At 72.4% G+C, this 19610-nt stretch carries 18 protein-coding genes and 1 tRNA gene; 8 read left to right on the forward strand and 11 right to left on the reverse strand.

The window, feature by feature from the left end:
- Positions 1-42: 42 nt before the first annotated feature.
- Positions 43-1521, reverse strand: coding sequence for an NAD(P)/FAD-dependent oxidoreductase (locus tag MXD60_RS09760; protein ID WP_248818686.1), 1479 nt, complete (start codon positions 1519-1521; stop codon positions 43-45).
- A 616-nt stretch (positions 1522-2137) separates the two neighbouring features.
- Positions 2138-2515 carry a hypothetical protein gene (locus tag MXD60_RS09765; protein ID WP_248818687.1) on the reverse strand — a complete coding sequence of 126 codons (378 nt, stop codon included), beginning with the start codon at positions 2513-2515 and terminating at the stop codon, positions 2138-2140.
- Positions 2516-3491: 976 nt separating this feature from the next.
- On the opposite strand from MXD60_RS09765, the gene MXD60_RS09770 reads away from it, so the two are divergent.
- Positions 3492-3565: transfer RNA gene (locus MXD60_RS09770), tRNA-Met, on the forward strand.
- A 191-nt stretch (positions 3566-3756) separates the two neighbouring features.
- Here MXD60_RS09770 and MXD60_RS09775 read toward each other — a convergent pair.
- The gene (locus MXD60_RS09775; RefSeq protein WP_248818688.1) at positions 3757-4023 is read right to left on the reverse strand and encodes a DUF6907 domain-containing protein; all 267 of its coding nucleotides are present in this window, start codon (positions 4021-4023) and stop codon (positions 3757-3759) included.
- 277 nt (positions 4024-4300) lie between these two features.
- Entirely contained in the window at positions 4301-4789 is a 489-nt protein-coding gene (locus MXD60_RS09780; protein WP_248818689.1) for an Lrp/AsnC family transcriptional regulator, read from the reverse strand.
- A 241-nt stretch (positions 4790-5030) separates the two neighbouring features.
- Between MXD60_RS09780 and MXD60_RS09785 the strand changes: the two genes are divergently transcribed.
- The 3 genes from MXD60_RS09785 (at position 5031) to MXD60_RS09795 (ending at position 9045) form a co-directional block, all read left to right on the forward strand.
- A complete protein-coding gene (locus MXD60_RS09785; RefSeq protein ID WP_248818690.1) occupies positions 5031-6422 on the forward strand; it encodes an aspartate aminotransferase family protein in 1392 nt (463 codons plus the stop codon).
- A gap of 109 nt (positions 6423-6531) precedes the next feature.
- Positions 6532-7962, forward strand: coding sequence for a gamma-aminobutyraldehyde dehydrogenase (locus tag MXD60_RS09790; protein ID WP_248818691.1), 1431 nt, complete (start codon positions 6532-6534; stop codon positions 7960-7962).
- Between the two features lie 33 nt (positions 7963-7995).
- Positions 7996-9045: an alpha/beta fold hydrolase gene (locus tag MXD60_RS09795; protein WP_248818692.1), complete on the forward strand. Its 1050-nt coding sequence runs from the start codon at positions 7996-7998 to the stop codon at positions 9043-9045.
- An 891-nt stretch (positions 9046-9936) separates the two neighbouring features.
- Here the strand turns inward: MXD60_RS09795 and MXD60_RS09800 are convergent.
- The 4 genes from MXD60_RS09800 to aroA form a co-directional block, all read right to left on the reverse strand.
- Positions 9937-10656, reverse strand: a complete 720-nt coding sequence (locus tag MXD60_RS09800; protein ID WP_248818693.1) for a glycerophosphodiester phosphodiesterase — start codon at positions 10654-10656, stop codon at positions 9937-9939.
- A gap of 27 nt (positions 10657-10683) precedes the next feature.
- Positions 10684-11526, reverse strand: a complete 843-nt coding sequence (hisN, locus tag MXD60_RS09805; RefSeq protein WP_368861200.1) for a histidinol-phosphatase — start codon at positions 11524-11526, stop codon at positions 10684-10686.
- Positions 11527-11622: 96 nt separating this feature from the next.
- Positions 11623-12609: a ribosome small subunit-dependent GTPase A gene (gene rsgA / locus MXD60_RS09810; RefSeq protein ID WP_248818695.1), complete on the reverse strand. Its 987-nt coding sequence runs from the start codon at positions 12607-12609 to the stop codon at positions 11623-11625.
- 23 nt (positions 12610-12632) lie between these two features.
- Positions 12633-14015, reverse strand: coding sequence for a 3-phosphoshikimate 1-carboxyvinyltransferase (gene aroA / locus MXD60_RS09815; protein WP_248818696.1), 1383 nt, complete (start codon positions 14013-14015; stop codon positions 12633-12635).
- A 110-nt stretch (positions 14016-14125) separates the two neighbouring features.
- Between aroA and MXD60_RS09820 the strand changes: the two genes are divergently transcribed.
- On the forward strand, positions 14126-15427 hold the full coding sequence (locus tag MXD60_RS09820; protein WP_248818697.1) for an amidase: 1302 nt from the start codon (positions 14126-14128) through the stop codon (positions 15425-15427).
- On the opposite strand, the gene MXD60_RS09825 is transcribed toward MXD60_RS09820, so the two are convergent.
- Complete coding sequence (locus MXD60_RS09825; RefSeq protein WP_248818698.1) at positions 15399-16187, reverse strand: methyltransferase domain-containing protein; 789 nt, start codon at positions 16185-16187, stop codon at positions 15399-15401. The two genes, MXD60_RS09820 and MXD60_RS09825, sit on opposite strands and share 29 nt — an antisense overlap.
- A gap of 164 nt (positions 16188-16351) precedes the next feature.
- Between MXD60_RS09825 and MXD60_RS09830 the strand changes: the two genes are divergently transcribed.
- The 3 genes from MXD60_RS09830 to rsrA are packed head-to-tail and all read left to right on the forward strand — an operon-like array spanning position 16352 to position 18288.
- Positions 16352-17062, forward strand: coding sequence for an alpha/beta hydrolase family protein (locus tag MXD60_RS09830; protein ID WP_518467652.1), 711 nt, complete (start codon positions 16352-16354; stop codon positions 17060-17062).
- 42 nt (positions 17063-17104) lie between these two features.
- The gene (locus MXD60_RS09835; protein WP_518467654.1) at positions 17105-18007 is read left to right on the forward strand and encodes a sigma-70 family RNA polymerase sigma factor; all 903 of its coding nucleotides are present in this window, start codon (positions 17105-17107) and stop codon (positions 18005-18007) included.
- The gene (gene rsrA, locus MXD60_RS09840; protein ID WP_248818700.1) at positions 18004-18288 is read left to right on the forward strand and encodes a mycothiol system anti-sigma-R factor; all 285 of its coding nucleotides are present in this window, start codon (positions 18004-18006) and stop codon (positions 18286-18288) included. Before MXD60_RS09835 ends, rsrA begins: the two co-directional genes overlap by 4 nt.
- Before the next feature lie 54 nt (positions 18289-18342).
- On the opposite strand, the gene MXD60_RS30275 is transcribed toward rsrA, so the two are convergent.
- Positions 18343-18417, reverse strand: coding sequence for a 50S ribosomal protein bL37 (locus MXD60_RS30275; RefSeq protein ID WP_369809780.1), 75 nt, complete (start codon positions 18415-18417; stop codon positions 18343-18345).
- A gap of 32 nt (positions 18418-18449) precedes the next feature.
- Positions 18450-19550, reverse strand: coding sequence for a DUF5317 family protein (locus tag MXD60_RS09845; RefSeq protein WP_248818701.1), 1101 nt, complete (start codon positions 19548-19550; stop codon positions 18450-18452).
- Positions 19551-19610 lie beyond the last annotated feature (60 nt).

Genomic DNA, 19610 nt, shown 5'->3' on the forward strand with positions numbered 1-19610 from the left:
CCGGGCGGGGGGGGGGGGGGGCTGGCGGGCGGGCCAACGCCGTCAGCTCTTGGAGGACACCTCTTCGTGGTAGTCCTCGTCGACGTTGACCTCCCACACGTCATGGTGGGTGCCGTCGACGATGTTCTGCACGGTCAGCATGGCGGTCAGCATCGAGTGGTCCTGGTTGTTGTAACGGTGCATGCCGTTACGGCCCACGGGGTGCACGTTCGGCGCGTTCTCCGCCAGCCAGGCCCGAATGATGTCGACGTTCTGCTTGTAAGCCATATCATAGTACGGGTAGGCCTTGGGCATACGCACGACATATCCCGTTTCGACCTGACCGGACCGGATAAGGCCGAGTTCGACGAGCTCCTTGGTGGCCAGTGCGACGAGGTCCTCGTCCGAGCTGTTCCACGTCTCGTCGCCCTCGAAGACGAAGTACTCCAGGCCCAGGCAGGTCTTTCCGTCCTTGACCAGGAACGGCGACCAGGACGCGAAGTTCTGGATGCGGCCGACCTTCACCGTGGGGGCGTGGATGTAGATCCAGTTGTCCGGGAAACCTGCGGACTCCGGCACCACGAGGGCCACGGTGAGGAAGTCCCGGTACTTCAGCGCGTTCGCCGCGTCGAGCACCTTCTGCGGCGCCGGCGGGTCCATCACCCGGACCAGCGACGAGAACGACATCGACGAGATGATCTCGTCGGCGGGGTACTGGTACTCGCTGCCGAGGTCGGACCGGGACGACTCCGGCGCGCCCGCGCCGGGGCCGTAGCCACCGGTGACCTGGGTGGAGACGCCGGTCGCCCGACCGCCAGAGTGGTGGATCCTGCGGACCTTCTCCTCGAAGACGACCCGGCCACCCTGCTTGACGATCTTGTCGGTGGCGGCCTCCCACATCATCCCAGGCCCGTACTTCGGGTACTGGAACTCCTCGATGAGGGACGTGATGTCCTTCTGGTTCCGCTTCGGCAGGACCGCGTTCACGATGGCGTTCATCATGGACAGGCTCTTGATCCGCTGCGCCGCCCAGTCCGAGGGCATCTCGGAGACCTGCACGCCCCACAGCTTCTCCGTGTACGTCTTGAAGAAGGTGCGGTACAGCCGCCAGCCGAAGCGGGCGACCAGCCAGTTCTCGTAGTTGCTCTGGTCCTTCGGCGGGCGGACCCGCGCTGCGGCGTAGGAGGCGATGCAGCGCGCCGCCTCGACGACGCCGAGATTGCCCAGCGCGTTCGTTGCCTTCAGCGGGTAGTCGAAGAACTTGCCGTCGTAGTAGATACGGCTCGACCGCGGCCTAAGCAGGAAGTCCTCGTCGGGGAGGATCTCGTGCCAGAGCTTTTCGACCTCGGGAACCTTCGTGAAGAAACGGTGGCCGCCGATGTCGAAACGCCAGCCGTCCCGCTGCGCGGTACGGCTGATTCCGCCGACGACCGAGTCACCCTCGATAATCGTTACGGGCACGTCCCGTTTCACCAGCTCCCAGCCGGCGGTCAGGCCCGCCGGCCCGGCCCCGATGACGACTACCTCTGGCTTTTCGGTCACTGTGCCGGACCTCTCCTCAACACACCTTCATGGTCACTCCCGCCAGCCGGAAACCGTGCTGCGGCTGCGGGGGCGCCGGACCCTGGGGCCGGCCACGGAAGGAAGTCTTGCATGGGGACGGCTGTGATCCTCCCGCACCCCCTCGCCGTTCCGGGCCGGTCAGTCGTGGTACACCCGGACCACACCCGACGCGGGGCCGCCGTTGCCACCCGCGTGGGCTCTGGCATCGTGCGCACATGGCCTCGCCGGTCCCCGCCTCACGGACCTCCACCGTCGCCCGGCCCGCGCCGGACGGTGAGGCGCGGACACTCGCGCTGGTCCTCGTCGGCTGGTGCGCACTGGCCTGGGGCATCGCGGCGAAGGACGGCCGCTACGGCGCCTGGGCCATCGCCTGCGTCCTTCTCGGCGTCCTCACCACCGCGCTCGCGGTCGCCCGCGCCGGCGCCGGCCGCCGCTCCCGCCGGCCGCCTACCGGTGGTGCTGGGCCTACCGGTGGTGCTGGGCCTACCGGTGGTGGGGGGCCTGCCGGCGGATGGTCGGGGGGACTGGTACCGGGGAGCTGGGCGCTGCTGGCCGTCACGGTCGGGGTCGGGCCGATCGTGCGCCATCCCCGGTACTACGCGAGCGGGTCGCTGGCCAGTGTTGCCGACGTGCTCGCGATCGCCGCCGGGCTGCTCGCCGCCGCCTCGATCGCCGCCAGCTCGATGCGCGGTACCTCGACGGCCAGTACCTCGACGGCCAGCACCGCGAGCGCCAGCACCGTGGCCGCCGAGGCCGTGGCGCGACCGGCGGCGTTCGGGCCGGCGCGGCGGGTACTCACCGCGCCGGCACTGTTCTGGGTCGTCCTCGTCCTGGCCCTCGGCGCCGGCGTCGCCACCGTGCGGGCCGCGCCGATGCCCCGCATCGACGTGTTCCACCTGCTCCAGGTCTCCGCCGCCGGGCTGGCCCACGGCGCCGACATGTACCGCCAGCAGTGGGCGCCAAGCCGCGCCACCTACGGCGTCGACGGGCTGTTCGACGTCTACCCGTACCTGCCGCTGACCACGGTGCTGCTCGCGCCGTTCCGGCTGCTGTTCGGTGATGTCCGTTACGGCCTGCTGCTGGCGCTCGCGGTCGCGGCGCTGTGCGCGCGGCGCCTCGCCGCCGGTGGCGCTGACCGTCCGGGCGCTCGGCCCGCACCCGCGCTCGCGATGCTGCCGCTGCTGGTCGTGATCCTGCCCGAGTCGATGTACGCGCTGCAGCAGTCGTGGACGGAGCCGCTGCTCGTCGCCTGCCTGGCGGCGATGGTCCTCGCCGTGCGGGGCGGGCACCCCCGCGCGGCCGTGGTCGCGTTCGCGCTGGCCCTCGCCGCGAAGCAGCACATCGTCCTGCTGCTGCCGGTCGCCGCGCTGTGGCCGGCGTTCGGCGCGCGGCGGGCGGGACTCGCCGCGGGGCTCGCGGCGCTGCTCGTCGCCCCCTGGGTGCTCGCCGGACCGCGGGACTTCGTCGACGACGCCGTCTGGACGAACCTGCACTACCAGGTGCTCGGGCACTCACTGTCGGTGCCGGGCTGGGCGTCCCATTTCGGGATCACCCTCGGCTTCCTGCCGGCGCTGGTCGCGCTGGTCGCGGCCTGCGCCGGCGTCTGGTGGGCCCGCGGCGACGCCGCCGGGTTCTGCCTCGGTGGCGCGCTGGTTCTGGTCGTGCTGGACCTGATGAACAAGCAGACGTTCTTCAACCACTACACGCTGCCGATGGGCCTGCTCGACCTCGCCGCGGTGCTTCTCGGCGAGCAGGTGCTCCCGGGCGAGCCGGTGCCGGGGGGGGCCGCCGGGGGGGGGGGGGGGGGGCCCCGGGGGGGGGGGGGGGCCCCCCCACAGCCCGCGACCGCGGTGGCCGGCCGGACGGGGCGAGCGAGAAAGATTCCAAAGAAGTCCCCCGGCTCATTTGACACCTACCGGTCCTGGCCCTGTATGGTGAAGACACACCGACGCGGGGTGGAGCAGCTCGGTAGCTCGCTGGGCTCATAACCCAGAGGTCGCAGGTTCAAATCCTGCCCCCGCTACAAAGAGAAAAAGACTCTCGGGAGAAACTTCCCGGGAGTCTTTTTCATTGTTTAGTCGTCCGCTCACGGCGGACGGCTGTGCCGCCAGGCCCGAGGCCGAACGCAGGCACCGGCCGCCCGGCGCGTCGCAGCTGGTGCGAGAGCGGTGCCGCCGCCCGGCCCGGCGGGTCCGGCCCGGCGGCCCTGGTGGGTCAGCGTGGGCCGGGGCGGGGCGTGCGCCAGGGAGTGGCCGGTCGGGCCGCCTCGGCCGCGCGTACGAGCGCCTGTGCCAGGCGGCGGGCCTCATCGGGATCCAGGTAGGCCGCCGCGAGCGTGTCGAGCATCGGGGCGTCCACGCGGAGCAGGATCACCGGAGCTCCGGTGGCGCTCGCCGGTGGTTCGGGCCGCACGGTGATCTCCGCCTGGCCGATGCGCGTAATTATTATGCCGTCCTGCGGGTCATGGTGGACTAGCGCCATGCTCACCCCATCGTGTCTGGGCCGAGTTCGTTTGACCGTCGTTACGTATGTTGGACTCTTGTTGGTGCTTTATGGTTGTGCGTTGAGCGTGTCATCGGGGTGACCCTGCCGACCGTTCCCGTCTCTGGCCGCCTCACGCACGACGCGTGGTAATGGATTCGCGCGGGCAGGCCCTGGTGGGCTGTTTGACCCGGACTTTCCCACGTCGTCGCATTCCGTCGGCGGTGACCGGTGCGCCCGTCGGTGCCCCGTCCCCGTGTGGTCCGTTCTCGGCGCCTCAGCGCACTCCCCAGGTGTAGGTCTGTTTCACCAGTCGCAGGTAGACGAAGGTCTCCGTGGCGAGTACCTGCGACATCGCCCGTATTCGCGAGTTGATGAGCTCCAGCAGGTGGTCGTCGTTCTCGGCGACGAGTTCCGCGATGATGTCGAACGAGCCCGCGGTGAGCACGACGTAGTCCACCTCGGGCAGCGTGGCGATCGCCTCGGCGACGATCCGGCTGTCGCCCGTCACCCGCACGCCGATCATGGCCTCGCGGTGGAAGCCCACCCGCAGCGGATCGGTGACCGCCACGATCTGCATGACGCCTGCGTCGAGCAGGCGCTGGACCCGCTGGCGCACCGCGGCCTCGGAGAGCCCGACGGCGGTCGCCATCGCGGCGTAGGAGCGCCGGCCGTCCTGCTGGAGCTGCTCGATGATGGCCTTGTTGACGTCGTCGAGCAGGCCGTCCGGGGAGGGCCGCTGGCCGAGCGGCCGTCGAGACTGCACCCGGCATCCTCCTCGTCCCGCCCGGCGGCGGTGCTGGGCCGCCCGCTGGTCGGGTACCCGGTGTCGCCGGTGGCCCATGCGTCCGACGAGCGTCTGCTGTCATGGTATGGCTACCCCCGACCAAACTGGGAAGCGATTCAAAAATCGGGTTTTCTCGACGGATTCCATCGCCGCTTGACCCTCAGCGCTACGCTTTCAGTAGGCGTCTGCCGGAAGGGGTGCATGGACGGTGTCGAAGCTGATGGGGACCCGTAGCGGTGTCAGCCACACGGCGCTCCAGGCCAGAGCGACGGAGCTCACCGAGCGGGAGGAGGCTCGTCTGCGGGCCCGCACCGGCGGGTCGGAGCGGTTGCACGCGCGGGCGGCGCGCTCGATGACGTCCGGCGTGCCGTCGTCCTACCAGGTCCGCGACCCGTGGCCGATCTATCTCACGCACGGCCGCGGCTCGCTCGTGTGGGACGTGGACGGCACCGAGTACTCCGACTTCCACAACGGCTACGGGTCGATGGTGCAGGGGCACGCGCACCCGGCGATCGTGCGGGCGGTCAGCGAGCGGATCGCGCTCGGCAGTCATTTCGCCATGCCGACGGAGGACTCGGTCATCGTCAGCGAGGAGCTGGTCCGCCGCTTCGGCCTGCCGCAGTGGCGGTACGTGAACTCGGGCTCCGAGGCGACGATGGACGCGATCCGCATCGCCCGCGGGGTGACCGGCCGCGAGACCATCATCAAGATCTTCGGTTCGTACCACGGTCACCACGACTACGTGATGGTCTCGATCGGCACTCCGTACGACGACATCGGCCCCGCCGACCACATGAACTCCCTCGGCTACGGCGCGGGGATCCCGCGGGCGGTCGTCGAGCTCACCGTCCCGGTTCCGTTCAACGACGCCCCGGCGATGGAACGCCGGATCTCCGACCTTGCCGCGCAGGGCCGGCTGCCCGCCTGTGTGATCATGGAGCCGGCGATGATGAACCTCGGCGTCGTCCTGCCGGAGCCCGGCTATCTGGCCGCGGTCCGGGAGATCACCAGCCGGCACGGCATCATCCTGATCTTCGACGAGGTCAAGACCGGCCTGTGCGTCGCCCCCGGCGGCGCCACCGAACGCTTCGGGGTGCGCCCGGACATGGTGACCCTCGCCAAGGCGCTGGGCGGCGGGCTGCCCTCCGGGGCGATCGGCGCCACGGCGGAGATCATGGAGATCGTCGCCAGCGACCGGGTGAAGCAGGTCGGCACCTACAGCGGAAACCCGCTGTCGATGGCCGCGGCCCGGGCGAGCCTGTTCGAGGTCCTCACCGACGACGCCTACGCCCACCTGGACCGCCTGAACGACCGGCTGATCGCCGGCTGCGACGCCATCCTGGCCCGGTACGGCCTGCCCGGCTACACCGTCGGCATCAGTTCCAAGGGCTGTGTGAACTTCACCGACGCGCCCATCCGGGACTACACCTCCTTCATGGCGCACCAGTTCGCGGAGCTGCCGGACCTCGGCTGGCTCTACAACGCCAACCGGGGAGTCCTGATGGCGCCGGGCCGTGAGGAGGAGTGGACCCTCTCCGTCCAGCACACCGACGCCGACGTCGACCGCTACCTCGACAGCCTCGACAGCCTCGCCCACGACCTCACCACCTGAGACGGCACCCACCTGAGACGGCACCCACCTGAGACGGCACCCACCTGAGACGGCACCCACCTGAGACGGCACCCACTTGACAGCGCACCCGGCATGCAGGAGGAGACGAATGGACGCGATCCTCGCCAACCTGATCGGCGGCGAACCGGCCCAGGCGGCCGATGGGCAGACGATGGCGCTCATCGACCCATCCACCGGGACGGAGCTGGCCCAGGCCCCCCGCTCGGGTCCCGTGGACATCGACGACGCCGTCGGCGCCGCGGCGACGGCGTTCGAGACCTGGCGCGACACCACCCCGTCGGAGCGGGCCCGGGCGCTGCTGCGGCTGGCGGATGCGTTGGAGGAGCGGGCTGACGAGGTCGCCGCGGTGGAGAGCGCGAACACCGGCAAGCCCCTGCGCCTGACCGTGACGGAGGAGATCGGCCCGTCCGCGGATCAGCTCCGCTTCTTCGCCGGGGCGGCGCGCCTGCTGGAAGGCCGCGCCGCCGGGGAGTACCTGGCCGGCCACACCAGCTACGTCCGCCGCGAGCCGGTCGGGGTGTGCGCTCAGGTCACCCCGTGGAACTACCCGCTGATGATGGCGGTGTGGAAGATCGCCCCGGCGATCGCCGCCGGCAACACGGTCGTGCTCAAGCCGGCCGACACCACGCCCGCGTCCAGTCTGCTGCTCGCGGAGCTCGCCGCCGAGTTCCTCCCACCCGGGGTTCTCAACGTGGTGTGCGGCGACCGGGACACCGGGCGGGCCCTCGTCGCCCATCCGGGGCCGGCGATGGTGTCGGTGACGGGCAGCGTGCGCGCCGGTATGGAGGTCGCTCGAGCGGCGGCCGACACCCTCAAACGGGTGCACCTGGAGCTCGGGGGGAAGGCTCCGGTCATCGTCTTCGACGATGTCGACGCGGCTGCCGTCGCCGCCGACATCGCCGCGGCCGCGTACTTCAACGCCGGCCAGGACTGCACGGCGGCGACCCGCGTACTGGCCGCGCCCGGCATTCACGACGAGCTGGCCGCAGCCCTCGCGAAGGCCGCCCGGGACACCGTGACCGGCTCACCGGACGAGTCCGGCGTCGACTACGGGCCGCTGAACAGCTCCGGTCAGCTCGAGCGGGTCGGCGGTTTCGTCGAGCGGGCGCCGGCGCACGCCGAGGTGCTCGCCGGCGGCGCGCCGCTGCGCCGGCCGGGCTACTTCTATCCCGCCACGGTCGTCGCCGGCCTGCGTCAGGACGACGAGCTGGTCCAGTCGGAGGTCTTCGGACCGGTCATCACCCTGCAGCGGTTCGATTCCGAGGACGCGGCGGTGGCCTGGGCCAACGGAGTGGAGTACGGCCTGGCCGCCAGCGTGTGGACGCATGACCACGGCCGCGCGATGCGGGTCGCGCGGCGGCTGGACTTCGGCTGCGTCTGGATCAACACTCATATCCGGATCGTCGCGGAGATGCCGCACGGCGGCTTCGGACGAAGTGGCTACGGCAAGGACCTTTCCGTGTACGGCCTGGAGGACTACACCCGGATAAAGCACGTAATGAGCAACATCGAGTTCTGACGTTCGGCGGGCGAGAAGAGGTCGGCCTCGGACATGACTGCGGCGGACATGCGGGCGACGGCCCGACAGGCGGCCCTGGACCACGGCGTGGTCCAGGGTAGGGAACGCGCCGGTGACACGGGGCGGGCCGGGGCGCCGGTCGCCGCGCTCACGCCCCGGTTCGTCACGGTGCACGGCTACCGGCGCTGCTACCTGCGCGCCGGGCACGGCCCGGTGCTCCTGCTCATCCACGGCATCGGGGACAACGCGCGGACCTGGCTGCCGATCATCCCCCGGCTCGCCCGCCATCACACTGTCATCGCACCCGACCTGCTGGGCCACGGGGAGTCGGACAAGCCGCGCGGCGACTACTCCATCGCCGGCTACGCCTGCGGCATGCGGGACCTGCTGACCGTGCTCGGCGTGGAGCGGGCGACGGTCATCGGGCACTCCCTCGGTGGCGGCGTGGCGATGCAGTTCGCCTACCAGTTCCCCGAGCGCTGCGAGCGGCTGGTCCTCGTCGCCACCGGCGGTGTGGGTCCGGATGTGCATCTGGTGCTGCGGGCCGCCGCCCTGCCCGGCGCCGGACCGGTGCTGTCGCTGGTGAACCTGCCGCCGGTGCGCCTCGCCGGGCGGGCCGGGATGCGGGCGCTGCGGCTGCTGCCCACCGACCTGTCGCGCGACGCCGAGGACATCCTGCGCGTGGGTGACTCCCTGGGCACGCCGACCGCCCGGGCGGCCTTCCTGCGGACACTGCGCTCGGTGATTGACGCCCGTGGGCAGTCGATCACGATGCTCGACCGGTGCTATCTCGCGGCGGGGATGCCGTCGCTGATCGTCTGGGGGGAGCGCGACGCCGTCATCCCCGTCGGGCATGCCCACACGGCGCACGGGGCGATGCCCGGCAGCCGGCTGGAGATCTTCCCGACCGCCGGCCACTTCCCGCATCACAGCGAACCGGAACGGTTCTGCCGGGTCCTGACCGACTTCCTGGCCACGACCCGGCCGGCGAACCACTCGCCGCGCCAGTGGCGGGCAATCCTGCGCGAGCACACCTGCGCCACCGAGTCGGCGTACCCGTCGTTGCCGGCCGACAGGGGCTGATCCCCGCCCGGGGGAGCGAGGGTGGGCGGCCCCGCGCGGCGTCAGCGGGGACGAGGACAAAGTCAGGAGACGCCGGAACTCCTCCGATGGATGCGGTTCAGATGTTCTCGCTGAACCGCTCACCTCGATGCGCTTCGTCACTCGTAAGGTTCCCGCGAGGCCTGTGCGCGGGTGGACTCGTACCTTGTGCATCGCCGCCTGTTCGGGCCGGTCGGCGTTCGTGTGATGTCGCTGTTCGGGTGCGGGTCTGCATTAACAGGTCGGCACCCGCTATCGTGTAGTTCAACGGGCAGGCCGGCGTCAATATGGCCTATCCTTGGTGGCACGACACCAAAGTCGTCAAATCGCGGAGGTCGACCGTTGGCACGCCGTGCACGGCTCAGCTGGCCCCAGGAACGGCGCCAAGCGAGCGAAGTGGTTGTTAGCCGGGTCGATCCCGGGCGGGGCTGGACCTTGGAGCAAGCTCGTGACCTCGTGCGACAGGGATACTCCGTCGGCCGGGTCGCGGAACGGACCGGGTTTCCGGAGCAGATGCTGAACGTGGCTGACGAGGACGACGAGGACTGAGCGGAGTCGGTCGCCATCGCCGTGTCAGGAAAGTGCCACCCTGAGCCTGGGCAGTATACCGGGCGGCCTGTGCGGTAATCGCATGCTGCGGCCAATCCGGTGGTTCGTCCGACGGCCCAATCGAGGCCACCGTCGGTTGGCCATCCCTATACCTGGGTGGAAGTCGTCCTAACCGCAGAAGTTATGACACTCTGCCGGGAGCGATGTCACGCTGCGCACAACGCAATGGGTCACTTCGTCAGCTTCGACAGGCAATTCGGCGAGACTGTGACGCTGTCGGGATGACGCTGGTGGCGATGATGTGTGGTCGCGCCCCGGTCGTCGCTAGGTCGCGGCGGATCCTGCCACTCGGACCAACCGGCGGAGATGATCACTGTAGACCGCGTCGAGGCCGTAGCCGGCCAACCGGCTGAGCGTGCCGCTGCGTTGCGCGTCCCAGCCAAAGGCCGCAAGGCCGAGATCATGCAGGATGGTGGCGTAGTCGGCACGCTGCGGTCGCCATTCCCGGGTCCGCAGGTTCAGTGCCGCGACCCCCGCGGCGCGTAGCCGCTCGCCGTACGCCTCGATCCCACCGCCGGCCAACACGTTCGCCACCGAGGTCGAATTCACCAGGCGCACGTCCGGGTCGCGTGCGCGGTAGGCGGCAAGTTCCGGCAGATTTCCACACAACCACAGCCGGCTCACAGCCGCGCTTCCGCCGGCATCTCTGGCCACGGCCACGACGGCGGCGGCCGCCCGTTCCCAGCCGCCCGCCGGTCCCTTCAGGTCGAGGCTGAACTCGAATCCCGTACCGAGCTCCTGGTAGAACGCCGCCAACGTCGGCAGCCAGCCCGGCAGTCGGTCGGCGGGCAGGTCGGTGACCCGCCGCCGCCGGCCGGGCGGGCCGATGATCCCGTCGTGGTGCAGCACCGGCACCCCGTCCGACGTCAGCCAGGCGTCGGACTCCAGCCCGCTCGCCCCGCCGGCCAGCGCCCGCCGGAACGCGGGAAGGCAGTTCTCCCGCTGGTGCGGGGCCGGGGCCCCGCGGTGCGCGAAGCCGATCACCGATGGCGGCGGGCGGGAGTCATGACCTCAGCGTACGAACGACCGCAGGGCCGCGTCGTGCAACACCCCGTTGGTCGTGAGGACGGTGCCGTGCCCCGGACCGCGCTGGCCGGTCAGGTCGGTGAACCGGCCGCCGGCCTCCTCGACGATCACCACCAGCGCCGCCATGTCCCACAGCGACACCTCGGGCTCGCAGGCGAGGTCCACGGCGCCCTCGGCGACCATCATGTGGGACCAGAAGTCGCCGTAGCCGCGGGTCCGCCAGACCTGGTCGGCCAGGTCGAGGAACTGGTTGAGCCGATCGGCCTTCCGCCAGCCCTCCACCGAGGCGAAGGACAGGAACGCGTCGTCGAGCCGGCTGACGGAGGACACCCGCAGCGCGCGGGTGTCGCCGGTCGCGTCGCGGGTGAACGCGCCGGTGCCCCGGGCCCCCCACCACCGCCGGCTCATCGCCGGCGCGCTGGCCACGCCGACCACCATTTCACCGTCGACCTCGAGGCCGAGCAGGGTGCCCCAGACCGGGACGCCGCGTACGAAGTTCTTCGTGCCGTCGACCGGGTCGAGGATCCACCGCCGCCGGGCGCCGCCGGCGCCGACGAGTCCTTCCTCCTCGCCCAGCACCGCGTCATCAGGGCGGGCAACCGCGAGCCGCGAACGGATCATGGACTCGACGGCGGTGTCGGCGTCGGAGACCGGCGTGTTGTCGGGCTTGGACTCGACGTGCAGGTCAACAGCCTGGAATCGGGAAAGAGTAATCCGATCGGCGGCGTCCGCGAGGCTCAGTGCGAGCGCCAGATCGTCGGCAACCGTGACGGCGTCGAGGTCTTCGTTCGATTCGGTGCTCACGGAGGTGGGATTAGGCGGGGTCACCCTGCGAGACTACGAGCCGAGCCGGTGTGGCGTCGGGGACGAGACCGCTGATATCCGCGTGGCGGGAAGAGTGTGACGAAGCTCCTGCTGCCGCGTTCAGGCCGGTGTTCCGCGGGCGGCCAGCAGGCGGCGCAGGCTCGCCAGCCGGGCGGCGTCCGCGTCACCCGCCCGCACCGCCGAGTCCAGCGCGCAGTCCGGGGACGGCGCGAGGTGCTCGCAACCGGGCTGGCAGAACGCCGCGGCGGCCGCGAGATCGGCGAAGGCCCGCAGCACCCGGCTCGGCGACACCGCGCCGAGGCCGAGGGAGCGCACCCCCGGGGTGTCGATCACTGTTCCGCCGTCGGGCAGCCGCAGCGCGATCGCGGCCGACGAGGTGTGCCGCCCGCGGCCGGTCACGGCGTTCACCGCGCCGATCGCCCGGGCGGCGTCCGGCACCAGTCGGTTCACCAGGCTCGACTTCCCGACCCCGGAATGGCCGAACAGCACGCTCAGCCGGTTGGCGAGCAGCGCCAGCAGCTCGTCCAGCGGGCGGTCCGGGCGGGTCGTCACCACCGGGAACCCGAGCGGGCGGTAGAGCTCGATCGTCGACTCGCCGTCGGCCAGGTCCGTCTTCGTCAGGCACAGCACCGGCGAAAGACCGCCGTCGTAGGCGGCGACCAGACAGCGGTCGATCAGACCGGGCCGGGGCTCCGGGTCGACGACGGAGCAGACCATGACGAGGATCTCCGCGTTGGCCACGATCGGCCGTTCGGCCGGATCGGTGTCGTCCGGAGTGCGCCGCAGCACGCTGGTGCGTTCCTCCCGGCGCACCAGCCGGGCCAGCGCCCCCGGCGCCCCGGAGATGTCACCGACCAGCGCCACCCGGTCACCGACGACGACGGAGGTGCGGCGCATCGACCCGCCGCGCACGGCGGCGACGAGCCGGTCGGGCGAGCGGTCGGGCCGGCAGGTGTAGCGGCCGCGATCCACCCCGACCACCGCCGCCGGCACCGCCTCGGCGTGGTCGGGCCGTTCCCGGGTGCGGGGCCGGGAGCCACGTCCGGGTCGGATCCGGACGTCGTCCTCGTCGAGCTCGCGCGGCATCGCCTAGCCCGCGGTCCGCCGGTTCACGCCGGCCCGCCTGACGGTCCCGCGAGGTCCGCCGCCGGAGCGTCCGGAGCTGGAGCATCGCTCGCGAGCATGGCCGTCCACATCCGGGGAAAGTCCGGCACCGTCTTGCCGGTCGTCGCGATGTCGTCGATGAGGATGCCGGGCACCACCAGGCCGACGACCGCATAGGCCATCGCGAGTCGGTGGTCGGCGCGCGGGTCGAGCCGACCACCGCGCAGCGGCGCCGGTTCGATCGCCAGCCCGTCGTCGGTCACGGTGATCCGCGCGCCGAGGCTGCCGAGCTCCTCGGCGAGCGCGCCGAGCCGGTCGGTCTCCTGTAGCCGCAGGTGCCCGATGCCGCGCAGCCGGGACGGCGAGTCCGCGAGCACGGCGAGCGCGGTCAGGACCGGCGCGGCCTCGCCGAAGTCGCTCAGGTCGACGTCGATGCCGTGCACGGTGCCGTGGCCGCGGACGGCCAGCCCGTGCTCGGTGCGTTCCGTCGACGCGCCCATCGCCGCGAGCAGCGTCGGCAGCATCCGCCCGGGTTGCTCGGTGGCCTGCGGCCAGTGCGGGATGACGACCCGGCCGCCGGTGGCGAGCGCGGCGGCGAGGAACGCCGCGGCGCTGTTCATGTCCGGTTCGATGGCCCGGTCGGCGGCGGCGAGCTCGCCCGGCTCGACCCGCCACCGGCGGCTGCCGTCGGCCTCGGGCGGGCCGGCCTCGACCGCCGCGCCGGCCGCCCGCAGGTCGGCCACGGTCATGTCGAGATACGGCCCCGACGGCAGCCGGGCGCCACGATGGACGACCGTCACGCCGGCGTCGTAGCGCGGCGCGGCGAGCAGCAGGCCGGAGACGAGCTGGCTGGAGTCGGAGGCGTCGACGGTCACCTCGCCACCGGGCAGTCCGCCGCGGCCACGCACCGTGAACGGCATCCGGTCGCCGTCGATGTCGGCACCGAGCCGGCGCAGCGCGTCGAGCAGCGGGGTGAGCGGGCGGTCCCGCATCCGCGCGTCGCCGTCGAACACCACCTCGCCAGCGCGCAGGGTGGCCAGGGCCGGGGTGAAGCGGGCGACGGTACCGGCGTTGCCGCAGTCCGCCCGCGCGCCGGGCGTCACCGTTGGCGAGCCCGCGGGCGCCACCAGCCAGTCCGGCCCGTCGGTGTCCACCGCGGCGCCCAGGGATCGCAGCACGCCGGCCATCAGCAGGGTGTCCCGCGAGCGCAGCGCACCGCGCAGCCGCGACGGGCCGGTGGCCAGCGCGGCGAGGACAAGCGCCCGGTTGGTGCCGGACTTCGCGCCGGGGACCGGGACGACGGCCGTCACGGGACGCTGCGCGGTGGGGGCCGGCCACGGGTCGGACCGCGTCCCGGTGGGCTCGGTGTCGGTGAGGGTGCTCACCATGCAAGCATGCCGGACGGGCGAGCGGGACCGGGCGGCGCTCGCGGCCGGAGTCGCTATGCGCCGGTGTGTCCGACCGGCCGGCGGGTCGGGATGGCGCGGAAGGGGCGTGGATGGCGAAGTGTTCCGGGTCGGCGCCGGGAGCCGTGCTGCGCCGGGAGTATCCCTCGCTCGGTGTGACCGAGATCTCGGCGGCGGTGCGCGCCGGTCGTCTCCCGCCGCGGGACGTCGTCGCCGCCGCGCTGGCCCGCCTCGGTGACGTCGACCTCGCGGCGCGGGCCTTCACCGCCCGCTGGCCGCGGGCGGCCCACCGGCAGGCCCTGCTGGTCGAGCAGGCCCTGGAACGGGGTGCCGAGCTGCCGCTGGCCGGCGTACCGATCGCGCTGAAGGCGGGCAGTGGCACCACCGGTCCCGTCACCCGAAGGCTGTTGGCCGCCGGCGCCGTCGCGATCGGCGTGACCTCCACCCCCGTGCGGGCGGCGCATCCCTGGCAGACATGGGGCCACACCGACCGTGGCCCGACCGTGAACCCGTGGCGGGCCGACCGGGTGCCGGGCGGGTCCTCGGCCGGCTCGGCGGTCGCGGTGGCGAGCGGGGTCGTTCCGCTGGCGACCGCGGCCGACGGCGCCGGCTCGACCCGCATACCGGCCGCGTGGTGCGGCGTGATCGGGCTCAAGCCCACCACCGGCCGCCTCCCCGGCCCGGACCGGGCGGGGCTGACCGTGCCCGGCCCGATCGTGCGGCACGGCGTCGACGCGGCGGCGTGGTGGGCGGTCGTGGCCGGGTCCGGTGGGGTGCCGTCGCCGGGTCCGGGCGCGCCGCCGGCGGGCCCGCCGGCGCACGGGCGCGCGCGCGGGCGCACGCGCCCCCGGGGGATCGCCGTCTTTTCGGCGACGCTCGGCTACGCCAGCCCCGAGCCGGAGGTGGTCGCCGTGAGTCGGGCCGCGACCGACCGCCTCGCCGCCGCAGGCGTGCTGACCCTGGTGGAGTTGCCGGTGCTCCTGCGGGACCCGGAGACGGCCTGGCAGGCTCTGCGCACCAGGGCGCCGGCCGGGCCGGGCGCGGTGGACGTCGCCCAGGTGCGCGCGCACAACGATCGGGCTCTCGCGGCCGTGCTGGCGCGGGCGGACCTGATCCTCACCCCGACCACGCCCAACCGGCCGCACCCGCACGCCGGGCCCGGCGAGGTCCGCAGCGTGAGCCTCACCTGGGCGACCAACCTCAGCGGGCACCCGGCGGTGAGCCTGCCCGCCGGCTTCACCGCCGACGGCTGCCCCGTGGGTCTGCAGGTCATCGCCCGCCACGGGGAGGAGGAACGACTGCTCGACACCGCCGTCGCGCTCGAGGAGATCGCGCCCTGGCCGATGCCGGTCCGTGCCGGTGGGATCAGGCCGGCCGGCGGGCGGAGGCGATGAGGTGGATGCCGTTGGACTCGCCCTCGCGCTCCGCGGCCAGCTCCACCTCGGTGCGCACCAGGGTGGGGAAACAGGAGACGTCCTCGGCGACGGCCCGCTTGACCGCCTCGGCGGAGAGCAGGGTGCGCGGCCGGATCCAGTCGACCTCGAACCCGGCGCTGGACAGCAGCGCGCTGAGCTCCTCCGGCCAGAAGCAGCGGGTGATCGTGCCGTCCTCGGCCGTGACGAGCACGACGTCCGCGCGCGGCACGTCCGACAACTCCGCCCAGCGGTGCTGCTCGGCGAGGCGGGCGAGCCCGAGCAGCAGCGAGTCGACACAGAGCAGCAACTGCCCGCCCGGCCGGAGCATGCGGTAGATCTCTTCCAGCGTCGTCTCCGTGGCCAGGCAGAACGACAGCGCCCGGGCCTCCGCCAGCACGGCGTCGAAGGAGCGGGGCAGGAACCAGTCCAGCGAGCGGGCGTCGCCGATGACCGGCAGCAGGGCGCCGGGGCCGGTCGCCGGATCACCCGAGGTCGGCTCGGCCACCACGCGCACCACCTGGTGACCGGCAGTCACCATCTGGCGGGCGAACCGGGCCCGTGGGCCGGACACATCCAGCACCCGCGAGGGCCGCGTCGGCAGCCACTCCCGGAGCTGGACGGACGCGACCTCCTCGTAGAAGGCCCAGTAGGGATCGTCGCTGTCTGCTGGAGCCTCACAGACCAGCGTCTTCGCTTGTCCACGAGACGGACGCAGGTCGGCGTCGGGGCCAGGCGCCATGAACCGTTCCCATTCTTCAGGGGGCACTGATGCGAGGTACGTCACACACGCACGGGGGAAGTCTGCCAGATTCCACCCACAGCCATGCCGTGTCCTTCCCCGTCGTGTCGGACCAATGCGTGCCGCTGCGACCTACCTGCGCCGAACGTGACGAGGACCACTGCATGCCACATCACTTCCCGCCGTCCACCGGCCCGTCGGTGCCCCTCGGCGAGGCCCTCACCGCTGTGGACGGAGGACGGCTGCGGCTGGTTCCCGCGACCGGCGATTCGACCGTGTTGTTCCTGCACGGCGCCGGCAGTGGGGTCGACACCCCCCTGTTCGACGCGCTGGCCGCCCGGCTGGCCGCGGCCGGTGTGCAGGTGGCCCGCCTCGAGATGCCGCATCGGGTCGCCGGCCGGCGCGCGCCGGCCCGGCCCGCCCGGCTCGACGCCGTGGCCGTCGCCGCGGTCCGAGCGCTCGGGGCACCGCGACCACTGGCGCTGGCCGGCGTGTCCATGGGTTCCCGGGTGGCGATGCGGGTGGCGGTGACGGTGGGCGCCCGCGGCGTGCTGGCGCTGGGCTTCCCGCTGCGGCCGCCGGGCACCACCGCGACGGGTGAGCCGAAGCCGTCCCGCCAGGGGGAACTGGACGGCGCGGGGACCCCGGTCCTCGTCGTCCAGGGCGATCGGGACCCCTTCGGCCGGCCGGAACCGGATGCCGGCCGGGACCGGCGGGTGCACCTGGTCGCCGGCGGCGACCACTCGTTTCGCACCCGGGTACGGGACGGCCGGCCCGCGGGCGAGGCACTCGCCGAGGCGGCCCGGGTCGGTGCGGACTTCCTGCTCGACCGGATGGGCGGGGGTGCCGGCGGGCCGGGAATCGCCGGGTCGTAAAACCGGTTGACGTGATATGCCAGTCGAGGTCACGGAGGTCACATGACTCCAGCGAGCGCCCTGCGCCAGTCGCCGTCGCGGACGTCCCAGCAGCTCACGCCGGTTTCGTCCGTGTTGTCGCGGTCCGCGCCCCACCCGTCCGCGTCGCGCCGGTCCACGCCGGCCGCAGTGGACGTCGCGCGAAATGTCCCACACCAGTCCGCCTCGGCGGCTGCGGCGCCACGCGATCAGTCGACCGTCGAGGTATCCTCCGCTCGGAGGAACCGGTCTGGTTCCGCGGGGTCTGCGGCGTCGCGCGTCGGGCTGGGCGTCGTGGCGGAAGACGGTGAGGGGATGATCCTGGTCGACGAGACCACCGAGGAGCGGGGCGCCCGGTTCGAGCGGGACGCCCTCCCGTACCTCGACCAGCTGTACGCGGCCGCGCTGCGGATGACGCGGAATCCCGCGGACGCCGAGGACCTCGTCCAGGAGACCTTCGTCAAGGCGTTCGCCGCCTTCCACCAGTTCCAGGCCGGCACCAATCTCAAGGCCTGGCTGTACCGGATCCTGACGAACACGTTCATCAACACCTACCGTCGCCGCCAGCGCCAGCCGTTGCAGAGCCCGACCGAACAGGTCGAGGACTGGCAGCTCGCCGAGGCGGAGTCGCACACCTCCGCCGGGCTGAAGAGCGCCGAGACGGAGGCGTTGGAACACCTGCCCGACAGCGATATCAAGGACGCGCTGCAGGCGCTGCCGGAGGACTTCCGGATGGCCGTGTACCTCGCCGACGTCGAGGGCTTCTCCTACAAGGAGATCGCGGAGATCATGGGTACGCCGATCGGTACCGTGATGTCCCGGCTGCACCGTGGTCGCCGGGGCCTGCGCAAGTCCCTGGAGCAGTACGCGGCGGACCGCGGGCTCGTCCCGGCAGGATCATCCGATGCCGAGGGTGGTGCGTCGTGAGCTGCGGTGGCGAACACGAGATCGACTGCCGGAAGGTGCTCGACGCGGTCTTCCTGTACCTCGACGGGGAGTGCGAGGGCGGGCAGCACAGCCTGATCCGGTCGCATCTCGACGAGTGCTCCCCGTGCCTGCGCGAGTTCGGTCTCGAACGCGAGGTGAAGATGCTCGTCGCCCGCAAGTGCGGGGGGGAGCGGGCGCCGGACTCGCTTCGGTCGAGCCTGCTGGAACGGCTGCGCCTGGCCCGCGCCGAGGTGGACGGCGCCGAGTTCCGCGCCGAGTAGGCGCCTGGGTGGGCGCCCGGCGGCGGGCCGTGTCGACACGGCCCGCCGAGCTGCTCAGGTGTTCGGGCGCTTGCCGTGGTTGGCCTTGTGCTTCGCCCGTGCGCGGCGCTTGCGCTTCTTCTTCGCCATGGCGGTCTCCTTCCCGTGAGGTGGGTGTCCCGTCATCGTGCCAGTCCGCGGCGACGAGCGGTGACCGGCCTCGGACCGAGGTTGTCCTCGTTCCGGCTGTCACGCTCCGCGTCCAGGCTCCGGACAGGGTCCGCCCGGTCGTCGTCGGGGCCCCAGTCGTCGCCCTCGCCGTCCGCCTGGCCGCGAGGCGTCGTGCCGTCGCGGGCGCCCGCGACGCGCGTGTCGTCCCTGTCGTCCACGGCCAGGTCGTCTGCGGCCAGGTCGCGCGGGTCGGTGTCGTCCGGGTCGGCGTCGTCCGGGTCGGCGTCGTGGATGTCGCCGTCGTCCGGGTCGGCGTCGTGGATGTCGCCGTCGTAGGCGTCGCTGCCGTAGCTGTCCCTGCCGTAGCTGTCCTCGCCACTGGTGTGGGCGGCGTACGCGCCGTCGCCGTCGTCGTCGTAGGTGTCGTCGAACGCGTCATAGGTGTCGCCGAGCGGATCGCCGTCGCCGCGCCGCACGGGCGGGCCGTCGACGGCGTCGTCACCGGGTTCGCCGGGCGCGACCGGGCGACCCGTTCCGCCGTAGCTCGCGGGCAGGGCCCCGGCCAGGGCGGCGTTGCGGCGGGCCTGTAGCGTGCGCCGCGCCCGGACCGGCGTCACGGCGCCGAAGACCCCGAGTGCCGCCGCGATCGCGACATCCCCGATGCTCACCACGGCCGGGACGCCCGGAAACGGGAACGGGATGACGTCGCTGAGCAGCCGCAGGCTGGTGCCGCCGCCGGCGGGAGTGTGGAAGGCTGAGGTGAGGATGTCCTCGATCGGGACCCCCGCGTGGCGCGCGCCCCACAACGACACCGGCATCTGACCGCCGTTGGCCGCGATCGCGGCGGCGTTGGCAATGATGCCGGCCAGGAGAAGTCCCAGACCGGGTAGCCGGTTGTTCATTCCGGCGAACAGGGCGGCGAGCACGGCGGCCACGATCCAGGCCGGGCTGTGCAGCGCCGGGACGAGTCCGCCCACGGCCAGCACCAGCACCAGCACGGCGAACAGCCAGGGCCGGTAGACGTGAACGCGGGCGAGGGCGCCAAGGGTTCCACCGCGGGCGAGGCCGACGCCCAGCCCACATACCAGGGTCAGCACGACAAGTACGAGCACATGCGTAGTCTGCGGGTTTGCGGGATTCGCGCCCAACACCGGGCGGCCGATTCGTGCGTT

Origin of the sequence: Frankia sp. AgB32, from assembly GCF_023243045.1 — a bacterium.
Lineage (GTDB): Bacteria > Actinomycetota > Actinomycetes > Frankiales > Frankiaceae > Frankia.

What these genes read in the sequence shown, in the direction of transcription:
- MXD60_RS09775 (WP_248818688.1), bottom strand. Translation starts at nt 4,023, where the DNA reads ATGGCGCTAGTCCACCATGACCCGCAGGACGGCATAATAATTACGCGC.
- MXD60_RS09785 (WP_248818690.1), top strand. Translation starts at nt 5,031, where the DNA reads ATGGGGACCCGTAGCGGTGTCAGCCACACGGCGCTCCAGGCCAGAGCG.
- MXD60_RS09790 (WP_248818691.1), top strand. Translation starts at nt 6,532, where the DNA reads ATGGACGCGATCCTCGCCAACCTGATCGGCGGCGAACCGGCCCAGGCG.
- rsgA (WP_248818695.1), bottom strand. Translation starts at nt 12,609, where the DNA reads ATGCCGCGCGAGCTCGACGAGGACGACGTCCGGATCCGACCCGGACGT.
- MXD60_RS09825 (WP_248818698.1), bottom strand. Translation starts at nt 16,187, where the DNA reads ATGGCGCCTGGCCCCGACGCCGACCTGCGTCCGTCTCGTGGACAAGCG.
- MXD60_RS09830 (WP_518467652.1), top strand. Translation starts at nt 16,352, where the DNA reads ATGCCACATCACTTCCCGCCGTCCACCGGCCCGTCGGTGCCCCTCGGC.
- MXD60_RS09820 (WP_248818697.1), top strand. Translation starts at nt 14,126, where the DNA reads ATGGCGAAGTGTTCCGGGTCGGCGCCGGGAGCCGTGCTGCGCCGGGAG.
- MXD60_RS09835 (WP_518467654.1), top strand. Translation starts at nt 17,105, where the DNA reads ATGACTCCAGCGAGCGCCCTGCGCCAGTCGCCGTCGCGGACGTCCCAG.
- MXD60_RS09795 (WP_248818692.1), top strand. Translation starts at nt 7,996, where the DNA reads ATGACTGCGGCGGACATGCGGGCGACGGCCCGACAGGCGGCCCTGGAC.
- aroA (WP_248818696.1), bottom strand. Translation starts at nt 14,015, where the DNA reads ATGGTGAGCACCCTCACCGACACCGAGCCCACCGGGACGCGGTCCGAC.